This is a genomic window from Pseudoalteromonas sp. ATL1 (genome assembly GCF_058933015.1).
The window spans coordinates 749,157-762,103 of the sequence record NZ_JBZYXL010000002.1 but is presented as its reverse complement, the minus strand read 5'-3'; the positions used below and the strand labels follow the sequence as shown (position 1 = coordinate 762,103).

General features: G+C 43.1%; 11 protein-coding genes. 3 read left to right on the top strand and 8 right to left on the bottom strand.

What is annotated here, in order from left to right:
* Positions 1–27: 27 nt before the first annotated feature.
* The 4 genes from AC5FX4_RS21395 to AC5FX4_RS21380 all read right to left on the bottom strand — a co-directional run bounded on the left by AC5FX4_RS21395 (position 28) and on the right by AC5FX4_RS21380 (position 3,839).
* Positions 28–1,212 (bottom strand): right-handed parallel beta-helix repeat-containing protein, encoded by a 1,185-nt coding sequence (locus tag AC5FX4_RS21395; RefSeq protein ID WP_493608441.1) that lies wholly within the window; start codon positions 1,210–1,212, stop codon positions 28–30.
* A 166-nt stretch (positions 1,213–1,378) separates the two neighbouring features.
* On the bottom strand, positions 1,379–1,801 hold the full coding sequence (locus tag AC5FX4_RS21390) for a hypothetical protein (RefSeq protein WP_493608440.1): 423 nt from the start codon (positions 1,799–1,801) through the stop codon (positions 1,379–1,381).
* Positions 1,802–1,934: 133 nt separating this feature from the next.
* Positions 1,935–3,263, bottom strand: coding sequence for an NAD(P)/FAD-dependent oxidoreductase (locus AC5FX4_RS21385; RefSeq protein WP_493608439.1), 1,329 nt, complete (start codon positions 3,261–3,263; stop codon positions 1,935–1,937).
* An 18-nt stretch (positions 3,264–3,281) separates the two neighbouring features.
* A complete protein-coding gene (locus tag AC5FX4_RS21380) occupies positions 3,282–3,839 on the bottom strand; it encodes a GNAT family N-acetyltransferase (RefSeq protein ID WP_493608438.1) in 558 nt (185 codons plus the stop codon).
* A 280-nt stretch (positions 3,840–4,119) separates the two neighbouring features.
* Here AC5FX4_RS21380 and AC5FX4_RS21375 point away from each other — a divergent pair, with 280 nt between their 5' ends.
* Positions 4,120–5,562 (top strand): chitinase, encoded by a 1,443-nt coding sequence (locus AC5FX4_RS21375; protein WP_493608437.1) that lies wholly within the window; start codon positions 4,120–4,122, stop codon positions 5,560–5,562.
* A gap of 59 nt (positions 5,563–5,621) precedes the next feature.
* On the opposite strand, the gene AC5FX4_RS21370 is transcribed toward AC5FX4_RS21375, so the two are convergent.
* The gene (locus AC5FX4_RS21370; RefSeq protein WP_493608436.1) at positions 5,622–7,004 is read right to left on the bottom strand and encodes an FG-GAP repeat domain-containing protein; all 1,383 of its coding nucleotides are present in this window, start codon (positions 7,002–7,004) and stop codon (positions 5,622–5,624) included.
* A 320-nt stretch (positions 7,005–7,324) separates the two neighbouring features.
* Between AC5FX4_RS21370 and AC5FX4_RS21365 the strand changes: the two genes are divergently transcribed.
* A complete protein-coding gene (locus AC5FX4_RS21365) occupies positions 7,325–8,524 on the top strand; it encodes an RsmB/NOP family class I SAM-dependent RNA methyltransferase (protein ID WP_493608435.1) in 1,200 nt (399 codons plus the stop codon).
* Here the strand turns inward: AC5FX4_RS21365 and AC5FX4_RS21360 are convergent.
* Positions 8,521–9,111: a LysE family translocator gene (locus AC5FX4_RS21360; protein ID WP_493608434.1), complete on the bottom strand. Its 591-nt coding sequence runs from the start codon at positions 9,109–9,111 to the stop codon at positions 8,521–8,523. The two genes, AC5FX4_RS21365 and AC5FX4_RS21360, sit on opposite strands and share 4 nt — an antisense overlap.
* A gap of 430 nt (positions 9,112–9,541) precedes the next feature.
* Between AC5FX4_RS21360 and AC5FX4_RS21355 the strand changes: the two genes are divergently transcribed.
* Positions 9,542–11,128 (top strand): winged helix-turn-helix domain-containing protein, encoded by a 1,587-nt coding sequence (locus AC5FX4_RS21355; protein WP_493608433.1) that lies wholly within the window; start codon positions 9,542–9,544, stop codon positions 11,126–11,128.
* A 2-nt stretch (positions 11,129–11,130) separates the two neighbouring features.
* On the opposite strand, the gene AC5FX4_RS21350 is transcribed toward AC5FX4_RS21355, so the two are convergent.
* Entirely contained in the window at positions 11,131–12,042 is a 912-nt protein-coding gene (locus tag AC5FX4_RS21350) for a glycoside hydrolase family 16 protein (RefSeq protein WP_493608432.1), read from the bottom strand.
* Between the two features lie 400 nt (positions 12,043–12,442).
* On the bottom strand, positions 12,443–12,946 hold the full coding sequence (locus AC5FX4_RS21345) for a GNAT family N-acetyltransferase (RefSeq protein WP_493608431.1): 504 nt from the start codon (positions 12,944–12,946) through the stop codon (positions 12,443–12,445).
* Between the last annotated feature and the right edge of the window lies 1 nt (position 12,947).

The window sequence follows — 12,947 nt, the reverse complement described above, 5'->3', positions numbered from 1 at the left end:
TAGCTGCGACTGTTCCAATTGCCGATATTACTTACTTTCGTCGATAATATAATGCTGATTGTTGTGAAGCTCACGCTCAACTTGGTCGTTTAAAAAAGAAAAAGTCATAGGGCGGCGTGCTGCATCAAGTCGACCATTGTTCTCGATGGTGTTGTCGCTGATAACATGCGCTGATGCAGTGTTGGTTGCGTACAAAGTGATGCCATAGGTGCCAGGTTGAATGATTAAATTATCTTTATACACATGAGGTAAACTACCGCTAATTTGCGAATTTTGTTGTGCTGCATTGCGTGCAAAAATGCCGTTTTCACCTGCATTGATGATCTTATTATTGATAACTTTGAGATTGTCGCCATCGAGCATCATGCCGTTGCCACCACTGCGATAGATGAGGTTATCTCTTACTTGAACGTCATCGCCACCCACTTGAATGCCGGTGTTTTGCCAAACTGGCGCAAATGGGCTCACGCCTGTGCGGTAAATTTTGTTGCTGTAAATTTGTGCGTCACCTTTTACTGCGTTTAACTGAATACCATCTGCGGCTGTTTGCTCAAGCTTGTTATTGTGAATACGCACGTTTTCTAGTTTATGGGGGTAGACCGTAGTCACAACGCCATCACATTCTAGTTTGCGACTTAAACCTGTATAACCTACGTACATGCCTTCACCTTCTTCAGTGTGATGGACGTAGTTGTTGTGAATATGAATGCCCGTCATGGTGAAGTTTTCAGCCCAGGTTGCGGGGTCGCAGTTAGGATCGGTTTTGATAAGCATACCTGCAAAGCGCGCACGGTAAATTTCAATATTGTCTATTTCAACTTGTTCGCTTAGTTGGCCAACGCTGAGTGTGCCGCCCAAACGAATGCCATATGGCTGAGCTGGGTCTTGCGAAACGGATGTGAGTCTCAGCCATTTGGATTGTTCAATGGCAATACTGTACTCATACGGTTTTGTTGTTACAACGCCGTCGGCATTGCGAATAACGATAGGTTGCGCCTGTGTGCCTACGATATTTTTGAGTCTGAGTGGTCCTCGTTCCCCTGCGGCTAAACAAACTGTGTCTCCTGGTTGAATATTCATGGCAATGCCATCAACCAAATAATGCGAAGAAGGGATCTCAACATCACATGAATTGTGCGTGGTTGTATCTGCAAAAGCCGGAGTTGCAAATACTGCGGGTAGGCTTAACACTGCGATAGCTGCGTGTTTCATTACTATGTCCTTTATTAGAATGGTCGGTGTCCACAATAATTAAACAAGAAAGGGAAGGTGTTGCAAGAACTATTCAAAAATGGGTTTAAATATACGAAAATGGTATGGAAATTAGAAAATAAAAACGAAAGCGCCATGCGCTTTCGTTTTTCAAACATAAACTATCTTATTGACACTTGATAGAAGCGTATAGTGGATAACACTGGTTTTTGCTACCTGTGCTCTTGTTTTCCCACTTTTTAGAGTACCAGTTGTATTCTGCGTATGAAGACTCGTCTTCACCACACTTTACTGTGCTGCCGCTTGCTTCTTCACGGTGACCGCGCTCTCTACAGAACTGGTTGCCATTTAAAGAATTAACGAAGAAGTTATCAAGATAGCTACCGATCCAAACGCGTGGGTTGTAATAAGTAGTAGAAGTTGTTGCAAGTAAGCCTTCAACTTTAGCCACTTCAACCACAGCTTTTTCAAAAGTTACACCTTCGCCTTCAACTTGCTCAGCGTTGTTTAAAAGAGTAACAGACTCAGCCTGAGCGAATGTCAGCGTAGAAGTAAGTGCCAATAGGCTTAAAGCGATTGTAGTTTTCATAATAGTACCTGTTGTTTTAGTTTAGTTTTAAATGCAGGTACATTTAACGTGGTTTTGATGTACTTTCTGTTTCAAGAATGTTTAGACAAGGTTAAATTATTAAAGTATTCATATGACAAGGATAAGCGAGGTATTAACCCAGCTTATCTTTGAGTTGCGCATATTGGTAATAGGCAAGTTGGCCAAGGCGTCTAAATTGCGGAAAGGGCAAATAAGGCAATGGCGATTGATACAGTGGTAAATCAGGTACCGTTTTGTCTGCGACTAGTTGTGCCATTCGGTAGGCCGCTTGCGCACTAAATGATACACCCGCACCACAATAACCAAGAATATAGCCAACATTGTTTTTGAGGTGCACATGAGGCATGTCGTCTAATGCGGCAGCGATAAAGCCATTCCAATAAAAGTCGTGGTTTATATTTGCTAATGTAGGGAAGCAAGCCGATAAGCCTCGCTTGAGATTTTGTAAATACACGGGGGCGTTTTGGTGTTTGGCAAATACCGCACCTCGACCACCAAATAACAGACGGTTATCGGGTAGCAAACGGTAGTAGTATTTTAGTGTGCGCGTATCCATTGTCACTTGGTGAGTTTTGAGTCCTGTGCGTTCAAGCTCGTCATCAGTGAGTGGTTGAGTCACCAGTACGCTGCTTAAAATTGGCAAGTAACGATTATTGATGGCAGGATGTGATTGCTTGCTATTATAGGCGTTACCCGTGTAGATCACGGTATTGGCTGAAATTTTGACATCGTTGACGTGCAATATATGCACATTTTGCTTTTCTTCAACTTGGTTTACTAAAGCGTTTTCGAACAGTGTTACGCCCGCTTTTAGCACCATATCTCGGTAACCGAGCAATAATTTGAGTGGGTTAATACCAAAACCATCGGGCAGCCGCATGGCACCGTAAGCTTGCTTATTGCGCATGTACGATTGTTCAAGTTCTTCAACGGATAAAAATTCTGCGTCTCCCCCAAGCTTTTGTAAAAACAGTGCTTGTGCTTCCATAGCCTGCATCGCTTTTTGGTTATGGGCGATTTTCAAATAGCCTTTTTCTTGCGGCTCGCAGTTAATCTTGTGTTCTTTGATCAGGTCATCCACACGTTTTACTGCGGCGCTGAACTCATCATATATGCCTTTGCAGGTATCCAACCCCCATTTATTAGCCATTTGAGGATAGCTTAAGCGGCCTGAGCCTTTTAAAACGAAGCCCGCATTACGGGCACTGGCACCAAAGCCAACTTGGTTCGCTTCAAGCACACAACAGTCGATGTTGTGGCGTGTTTTTAAATAGTAGGCGGTGAGCAATCCGCTATAACCTCCGCCAATAATTGCCACGTCAAAATGACTATTGTTTGATGGAGGAGAGTTTGGAACAGGTAAGTTCGCTGTGCTTGACCAATAACTGGGTGCAAAGCCACTGGCTTGGCAATGCGCGTGAGTAAGGGGATCGTAGAACATATTTTTGTACACTTTTAATTAAAATAGCAAAGCCATTTCTGCGGCTTGGCAATGACACTCGTGACCACAGATGGTGCAAACATAGCCATCGTTGATACAGTTTTCTAACCAGCGGTCGTCATGTATTTTGATCAGCTTGCCACCCGCTTTGGAAAAGTATTTTACGGCACCATTACCTGGGCTTTGCTGCCAAAGGTGAGCGACACCCGCTAAAGCGCCTTGCTGGCGCAGCGCAACGACTGCAGCATGTAATAACGATGGACCAATACCTTGCCCCTGCGCCTTTGGTGCAACAGCAATACATTTAAAATAAGCCATTTGTGAAGGCAGAACGGGCCAGCTTTTTGGTGTGCACCATTTATCAATTGGCCACTGCTGCGCAGCGTAGCTGGTTCTAAACCCTAATAATTGATTATGTTCGTCGATTGCAACAAAGCAGGCATTAATGCCATGTTTTGTGCCTGCAGCGACCATTTTTTCAAGTCCTTCACTATCTAGGTAGTTATCACCATGCACTTGGTTGGCAAGTTTGACGACGGCTGGATAATATTCAGGATCTAATTCTTTGATGATCATATGTACTGCCTGTGTTGAATTTTCATTGTTACCTTACTGTGAATTTAAAAAGAAATCTTCATGAAAATGCAGGTACATTTAGAAAAAATCATGTTGAATCTTTTTAAAGATATTAAATAGTTACAAGTTTGGTTGGAATTTAGTCAGGCTTTTCTTGCAAAGATCGCTTGTTTGTTGATGACAAAAAACCATTGACAGCGATGTCATAAGGTTAATACTGTGGTTTGCAGTGTGAATAATATGTTTCTCACTCGATACAACATAAAGGAAGGAAAATAATATGAACAAACTAACTCCTGTGGCGCTGGCGCTCAATATAGCGGCCATTGCCAGCGCAAATGCCATGACAATTCAGCCAGACCCCGAAAATCCGGGTGGCTATTTAGTGTCAAAAGAAGAATTACAACAAGCGGCACAAAGTAAAACGAGTAACCCGATGTATGCTATTTGGGCGAAAGCCCTTGAAACAGCTGATAATGCTATCGTTGAAGCGATTGTACCAGGCGCGCCAAGTAACCCCAATAATGTAAAGCGTGTTGAACGTGTGTTCCCACAATCAGAGTGGAACTTTTTAACCAACATGGCAGCCCCTGAATATACCTATACGCGTTTTTTACGCGCGATAGGCAAGTTTCCTGCATTTTGTGGTGACTACACCGATGGCCGCAATGCGGATGCGATTTGTAAAAAATCAATCGTGACTGCGTTTGCCCATTTTGCGCAAGAAACAGGTGGTCATATTGCTAAAGACAATATCTCAGACAATCCAATGGGCTTGGAAGAGTGGCAGCAAGCTTTGGTGCATGTGCGTGAAATGGGTTGGTCTGAAGGCCAAGCTGGTTACACAACGGGCTGTGGCCAAAACGATTGGCAAAACCGCCGCTGGCCATGCGGAGCGGGTAAAGGCTATTTTGGTCGCGGTGCAAAGCAGTTGTCATATCATTTTAACTATGGTGCGTTTTCAGAAGTAATGTTTAATGGTGATGCCACTGTACTGCTTAACAACCCTGGGTTGGTTGCTGACTCATGGTTAAACCTTGCATCTGCTATTTGGTTTTTCTTAACGCCTCAAGCTCCAAAACCTGCGATGTTGCATGTGATTGACCGCACATGGACACCGTCACAAAAAGAGCTTGATGCAGGCATAGGTTACGGCTTTGGTACCACGATTAATGTGATCAATGGCGGCATTGAGTGTGGTGCACAAAATAGAAATAAAGGCCAACCGGTTAACCGCATTCGCTACTGGGAAGGTTTAGCGCACTATTACAATATTCCAATTGAGTCAGATGAAGAAAATACCTGTTGGCAACAAACGCCGTACGGCAGTTTAAACCTTAACGGTTCTGACGATGTTTTGTATACCAATTGGGAAGGCGATTGGGCGTACTATTCAGATCGTCCAGGTGGTTACTCATTTGAATGTAAGTTAGTGGGTTATCAAACAGCTTATTCGGCCTTGGTGCCGGGCGATTATGAGAAGTGTGTGACCAACTTCTATCAGTCTCACGCGAGCTGGCCTGCGGTGCGAGTGGTAGACAAGCTCGATCCACCTGATGAAGAGCCACCAGTAGGCGATGTTGCTGCGTGGGACGCGAGCAAGGTGTATCTGAAAGGCGACAAAGTGAGCTTCAAAGGTAAAGTTTATGAGGCAAAGTGGTGGACCCAAGGGGATGAACCCGGGACCAGCCAACCATGGCAATACCTGGAAGATGCAAAATAATTAGTTTAAAAAAAGCCGATAGCGGGCGCTATCGGCTTGGCTGTTGAATGTAGAGTAGGCTAGTTCAACAAGGTTTCGATTGAGCTTTTTCCTTTATCGTCGGTAAATTTAAAAACAAAGTCTTGCTTACCGTCTTGGTTCACATCCACCAATAAAATATCCTTGCCACTTTCTGGTAGTTTGTGTTTGATTTTAGTGCGTTTATCACTGAGCAATTGCGCTGAATCGCCATAGTAGACATGGAGGGTTTTGCTACCGCTTTTGAAGATAGCATCGTCTTTACCATCGCCATTAATATCACCCACGTAGAGCGACAATGCATTGTCGTCATCATTCATATTCACGGCCATTTCAACTTCTTTTTCACTCAGTGGTGTTGGTGAAAAGTGGCCGTCACTTTGTTGTTTATAAAAACCAATTTCTACATCAACGTCGGTATTGCCACCGCTTAGTGCCATTGAGGCTATCGTGCCTAAACCAAAATCGATGTGAAATTTTTGCATTTCTAGTTTGCCGTCACCGTCGAAATCATACTCAAACTTGAGTTGTCCAATAGGGGTCGAGCTTGGCAAAGCAATCGCTTGGTTTGAAAAGCCACCCTTGGCATTACCTAAATACAAGTTGTTGGTAACTTCTGCGTCCATCATATCGAACCCGTCACCTTTTGGAATTGAGCGTGTGATCAAATCAACATGGCCGTCGTTATTAATATCCTTGATTTGACTAATCTTACGAGTGTTACCATCGCGCAATGTGCCAAGCTCAACAGGCAGTGGGAGGGTTTTGAGTGTATCGTTGAAACCGGCCTTATTGCTGTAGAGTGCTTGTACTTTTTTATCATTGAAAAAGAGTAAATCTGGTTTGCCGTCATCATTGAGATCAGTAGCAATTGGATTCACGTTGTAACTAAATGAGACATCCAACGTACCTTGCGATATCTCTCCCTTAAAATCGGGTTGTGTGTGATAGGCATATTGAACGAATCCTCCTTCTGGTGTTTGCACATATAAAGAAGAGCTACTAAGCCCTGGTACAACAAAGTCGCTCAAACCATCCTGATTCACATCAATCATAAAATCGAGTTTTGAAAACGTGTTCAGTTCCATTTGGCTATAGAGTGAAGTGGTTTTTACCAATAAAACCGGCTTATCTTTAGTGGCTAAATAAATGCCATCCTTGGCAATTACAAATGCCTGTTCTTTTTTGCTACTGGCGTGTTGGCCATGATCAAAAGCAATTGCATAGTCGGGTAAAACCAGCTGATAGTTTTGGTTGTTCTGCAAATCAATTTCTTCTAGCTGTTTAAGGTCTTTGTTGTAGGCGAACAAAGTGGGCGTTTTAGTCGTCACAAGTGGCATGCTTGTGTAAATAGAAAGGGCTTGAGCTGCCCAAAGGGAATGGCTAAGTGCCAACCCTGTAATACCAATACATAACCTTTTCATATTGTACCCTGTTTATTTGATGCGATGAGCAAGAGACTCCATGTTATCGAACAAGGTATTTCAAACAATTAAGGAGATGTAATGAATTGTAAGAAATGTAATGGTTTAAATGACTTGCAATGCGTACTCAGGTGTTCTCCATAAATAGACAAGTTTTGGATTGGGTTGATTGTAAATTGAAATTCAGTCTCAAATCTATCTCGAAGAAGCGCAGTAACTCGTCACTTTAAAACTTTGACCGATTGCGGCTTGAAAACAGCAATTGATGCGGTTGCACAGGCACGTTACTATACGCCTTTAGCAACAAACCGAGACAAAAAGTGTCTGTAACTCGTCCTTTAGTCGAAACTTTAGCACAATGCATTGAGAATGTGCTGGATGCGCCGACTTATGCTGATAAAGCCCTGACCCAATTATTACAAGATAATCCGCAATGGAGCCTAGAAGAAAGGCACTATGTCGTCATCAATTACTATCATATCTTCCGCTTTAAGCGTTTACTTAGCTATTTGCTTGAACAGGAAAATATCATCAATGACGGCTTTGGATATTGGTTAGTATGTCAGGTTGTGACTCAGCAGCCACTACCTCAGTGGCTAGATGCTCAAGACTATAATTTAGATCACCTTCAGGCAGTATTAGAAAAAGCACCTCAAGCGGTGCGTTTGTCTATGCCAGATTGGTTAGATGAGATGGCGAGTGCGCAATTGGGCGATAACTGGCCTGTAGTCGCCGCAGCACTGAACAAAAGTGCCGATCAGTATCTGCGAGTCAACACCCTAAAAACAGATCTCCCTGCACTGAAAAAGTCGCTTGCTCAAGACGGTATTGACGTATCTGACGTTGATCTTGGCAAACATATCGCGCTCAAAGTGGAGTCGAATAGCCATTTATTTCGTTCAAAAGCCTTCCAAGAAGGTTGGTTTGAAATGCAAGATGCGGGCTCACAACAAATCGCGCAATTACTTCAACCTCAAGCAGGTCAGCGTGTTGTTGATGCCTGCGCGGGGGCGGGTGGTAAAAGTCTGCACATCGCGTCGCTTATGCAAAATAAAGGTTACGTTCTGGCGATGGATATTCACCAGCACAAGCTAGATGCGCTCAAAACACGCGCAAAGAGAGCGGGTGTCCATATGCTAGAAACCCGTTTTATAAAGAACAGCAAAACAGTGAAGCGACTCAAAGATAAGTTTGATCGTGTGCTACTCGATGTGCCATGCTCGGGAACGGGGGTGCTGCGTCGCAACCCGGATGCAAAGTGGTTGCTACAAAGCGAAAACATTGAAAACTTGATGTCACTCCAAGCTGAAATTTTGCAACGTTACAGCCAAATGTGCAAACCTGGCGGTCGTTTGGTTTATGCAACTTGCTCAATTCTACCTTGTGAAAACCAACAACAAGTTGAACTGTTTTTAGCAAATAATCCACACTTTAAATTGGTCGAAGAACTATCGCTTTTACCAGGTGTTAGCAGCGAGTTTGACGGTTTTTATGGCGCAGCGTTAGAGCGCACCGCTTAGTGACTCACTAATACTGAAGCCACCAATAAAATAGCCAACGAGCATGCGCCATTTAAGCGCTTGATATGTTGGTGGCTTTTCAGTACTTTTCCAAGCTTAGCCCCCGCCAGTAGCCATAAAGCATCGATCACGCTTACCACTGCAATGCACACTAAGGCGGTCAGCGCTATGGTATTCAGCTTGTGTGTGTCGCCGATACTAAACTGAGAAAATAAGGTGATCAGAGACGCGTAGGCTTTTGGGTTTATCAAGTTTAGCAACACGCCTTGCGTGAAGCTCGGCAAATCGGCCTCGGATAAATGTGTGGTGCCAGCAAAATAAAGCTTGTATGCCAAGTAAACGAGATAGCCAACACAGGCTAAGGAAAGGCTAGATGCAAGTTCAGGCGAGCTTTCTAGCAAAGAGCTTAACCCCATATTCACCAATAACATAGCAAGCGCTAATCCAGTTAAAATGCCCAGCAAAAATGGTAAATTTCGTCGATAGCCAAAGTTGGCGCCAGAGGCGAGTAGTGAAATCGGTGCAGGTCCAGGACTACCAAATAAAAGTAAGGTCATAAATAGCAAAGAGAACAGAGTGTCGTGCATAACAACTCCTACAAAGCTATGCCACCGAGCTTGTTTGCTCAGGCGCAGCGGAGTCAGTATACGGTGATCAACGATTTTTAAGTAAGGCGTAGAACGGGCATATTGTTGTTAGAATGGCAAACCGAACACATGACTCTCTAGCGCGGTTCTACGAACTTAAGATGTATTATTTACTTTTCAACAATACTTTAAGCTTTGATTACAAAGTGACGACTGTCAAATTGCAAATGGCAAAAAGCCATCCCTTGGGCATCGAACTTGTGCTGTATTGACGTATAAAAAAGCAAAATGTTGAGAGTTTTCAATTTTGTATGTCGCAATCTGAAATAAGTTTGCTGAGATAATTTCATCGTGCTTGTTTTAGGCACTTGAGTTGATTACATTGATGTTGTGTTGAACGATCAAGTAATGAGGGTCTAAAGTCGTATTTATGCCTGTTTATAAGTGCCTTGATTTTAAAATTGATATTATCTCTGGGGTTGTATTGACTCAACAGCAGCGCTTTACGCTGCGCGCTAAAACCCTACAAGTGCTTAAAATATTGCTAGAAAACCGTGAGCAGGTAGTCACGAAGAAGTATTTACTGGATACCATCTGGCACGATGTGGTTGTACAGGAGCAAGTTCTGACACAATCAATTAAAGAGTTACGTGATATTTTTGGTAATGCTGCGATAAAAACCTACCCGCGAGAAGGTTATCAATGGTCTGCGCCCGCTCAATTGCTATCGGCACAGCATGTATTAAAAAAAATGACTTTGCTGAGCGTGTTGGTGATGTGCCTTACAGGCGCTATCGCCGCGGGTGTCAGTAAGTTCTCTGCACGCCAGCAATTAAGCGTTGCATTTTTACCCGTCGAAAACGCCATCCCCGATGGGATCCATCAATGGGTGGGGTTGCGAGGCATGGCGCAGTTGTCAGAGCAATTAAGTCGTTACTCAGATCTTAATGTTGTTGAGCACGACCAAACTTTATATGCACTTGAGTATGTCAAATGGCCAGCGCAGGGCAACACATTAAGTATGCTTCGGCGTAAGCTAAACGCCGATGTATTGGTACAAACAAAAGTCACGGGCTATCCGCAAGATTTTCAATTGCATTACACTCTGTACTTTGTGCATGGTATTGAAAAAGGCGTGGAGTTTGCAAAAACCATTGAGGGGACATTCGACAAATTGACTGCTCGCCTAGCTAGTCGTTATGCAAGTGAATTGAGTGATTTACCAAAAATTTCGCGCACGGATTTTAGCAATGAATCATTTGCCAGAGGGGTTGAACTGTATTTACGTCAAGCCTATGAGCAAGCAATCCCTTTGTTTGAGTCTGCACTTTTAAATGAGCCGCAATTATACGCGGCAAGGCGCTATTTGGCGGCGAGTCATGCCAATTTGGGCGAACACCAAAAAGCCATTGCATTACTTCAACAAAGTATCGAAATCTTTCATGGTTCAGAGCCCCGTGAGCTGATCCGAGCACACTTGATGTTAGGTTATTTACTGATTAACTGGCCGCAAGGAGAGGCGCGCGTTGATGAATTAGAAAACGCACAGTTTTATATAGAGCAAGCACAGGCGTTAGCGCAAACTCAACAAGATGAATTGTTCATTGCTTATACTTATGAGGAGCTTGGTAAAATAAAACGGATGCAAGGCGCATTGAAAGAGGCCACTGAATTATTAACCAAAGCGCTGCAATATCACCAATCTTTTTATGGTCAATATGGACAAACTAATGCGCTGATTGAGTTAGCTAAAGTGGCAGCCGCACAAAGGCATTTTGAGGTCGCACAGCATTATTTACACCAAGCACAAACCATTGCCGATGAAAATGGTGCGCCTGCTAATCAAATATGGGTGCTACTTGCCAAAGCGGATATTGCTAAAGCCCAAGGAAACAACCAAAAAGCGGAGCAATTTGCATTGTTGGCGCAGCAAATTGCTCAAAACAGTGATCAACCACATTTAGTAACGCGCGTCGCATCTTGGTTTGATCAACAGTCACCTTATACGCTGAATTAAAGTTACAGGCTGCAATAGTCTTCGTATTTGGGTTGCCAGTCTGGCACCGAGTCGAGTTGTTTAACTTGTTTTGCTCTAAGTTTGTGGACTTCGCCAAGCACGGCTTGCGTATCGAGTACTTTGTTTTTACTAAAGTAAACCCAATCAATATCTTGGTAATATTGGCGCATTTCTTTGCTTTGCATGATTTGTTCTGGAATGAACCAAAGATTGAAGTTAATGGACATCGCGACCTCTGGATATACATCTGGGCCATGTTCCGCGAATAGTTGCCCATTTACAAAATAACGTAATGTATTATCTGCAACTTGCAGAACTAACGTGTTCCAGCCTTGCAAACTATTTTGAACGGTGCTGTACGCGTTTTTTTTAGTGAAAGGATTGAGCTTGAATGTTTCCCAAGATGTTGCGAACAGGGTTCTATTGCCAGCGCCCCAGCCACCATTGGCCAAGTATTCGAAATCCATTTCGCTGTAATCTGGGTCCATCGGTGCGGCTAGAGGGCTGATGGTATAAAAAGTTTCAACGATGCCATCTCCATCAGGGCCATATTGGGGCTTGTCGTTAAAATACACGCGAGCGGCGTAGGTTCCCTCAAGGTACTTTCTTTTATGACATACTTGGGTATGGCGCGTATTTTGTGCTGTGCCATCGGTTTTTGAAGTCAGCCGCATAACCGTGTTGTTGTAATCCAATGCATCAGGGTGAAAAGACACCCCCTCTTGCCACCATGTAGCCCCTTTGACCCCGGGGTGACCGGTTTCTGTTCGTATTTGCCAACCATTTTTGGCAGCATCGGAAAATGTCTTGTAACTGAAATCATCAAACATGACTTCGCCGTTCGCTAAAACCATATGTGAAGAACAAGCGCTCAGAGCAATAATGCTCAGTAGGTGTGATTTTATTTTTATCATAATTAACTCCTATTTGTTGAAAAGGATGAATTCCTCCAGTGATGGGATAGTGTTAGGAAAAGTTATGATTAAATACCAATTAAATAAAATTAAATTGGCTAGGGATATTTTGATTTATTCGCTAAGAGGTTTGATTTTAAAGGTTATATTTTTATTAGTGTTGCTTGCTGCATTTTTGATAAGTAGAAACATCAAGCGCATTGTGTATACATAAATCGTTTTCAGGTTTTGTATTTATGAGAAGGATCAACACGGTTTGAAGTGAGCAGTAGTATAAGAACAAGTTTTTTTTAATACAGAAGGCATCAGGTAATGGTAGTGCACAAATGGTTTAAGGGCCTTTGTGACCCTTTAATCAATTTAACTTTGGTGCCACGGAGCTTTTCAAGTTGCTTGAGCTTTACTCTATATCTGTTTTGAAATGGGTGAAGCCTCGTTTCTTGTAGTTGTTAAGAGCATGAGGATGGTCAAGATCACAAGTGTGCACCCAAACTCTTTTCGTGTCGCTTATGGACCAAGCGGACTCCAATGCGTGACTAAGCAATGCGCTGCCATAGCCTTTGCCAATAAAGCTCGGAGTCAGGCCAAAATATGCTAGTTCCACATTACCCGAATTTTGTATGTTCAATTCATAATAGCCGGCAATAGCGCCATTGACATACGCAACCCAAGTGCGAATTTGGTTTTCACTAAGGTATTGCTGCCAAGCATCTAAATTCCATGAAAGCTTATCGTTCCAGTTCCACTGTTTACCAATAAACGCATACAAGAATTGGTTAAACTCGGGCTGCTTATGAACCACTTCTATAATTGAAAGGTTTTTAGGGACTGCACAAATCACGACATCATCTTTACTGTGCATTTCTAAATAATAAGTGCGAATTTGGCTTTGATTAGTGCTCATC

Coding starts and splice junctions, on each gene's coding strand:
- AC5FX4_RS21370 (WP_493608436.1), bottom strand. CDS start 7,004: ATGAAAAGGTTATGTATTGGTATTACAGGGTTGGCACTTAGCCATTCC.
- AC5FX4_RS21355 (WP_493608433.1), top strand. CDS start 9,542: ATGCCTGTTTATAAGTGCCTTGATTTTAAAATTGATATTATCTCTGGG.
- AC5FX4_RS21395 (WP_493608441.1), bottom strand. CDS start 1,212: ATGAAACACGCAGCTATCGCAGTGTTAAGCCTACCCGCAGTATTTGCA.
- AC5FX4_RS21385 (WP_493608439.1), bottom strand. CDS start 3,263: ATGTTCTACGATCCCCTTACTCACGCGCATTGCCAAGCCAGTGGCTTT.
- AC5FX4_RS21345 (WP_493608431.1), bottom strand. CDS start 12,946: ATGAGCACTAATCAAAGCCAAATTCGCACTTATTATTTAGAAATGCAC.
- AC5FX4_RS21375 (WP_493608437.1), top strand. CDS start 4,120: ATGAACAAACTAACTCCTGTGGCGCTGGCGCTCAATATAGCGGCCATT.
- AC5FX4_RS21350 (WP_493608432.1), bottom strand. CDS start 12,042: ATGATAAAAATAAAATCACACCTACTGAGCATTATTGCTCTGAGCGCT.
- AC5FX4_RS21360 (WP_493608434.1), bottom strand. CDS start 9,111: ATGCACGACACTCTGTTCTCTTTGCTATTTATGACCTTACTTTTATTT.
- AC5FX4_RS21380 (WP_493608438.1), bottom strand. CDS start 3,839: ATGATCATCAAAGAATTAGATCCTGAATATTATCCAGCCGTCGTCAAA.
- AC5FX4_RS21390 (WP_493608440.1), bottom strand. CDS start 1,801: ATGAAAACTACAATCGCTTTAAGCCTATTGGCACTTACTTCTACGCTG.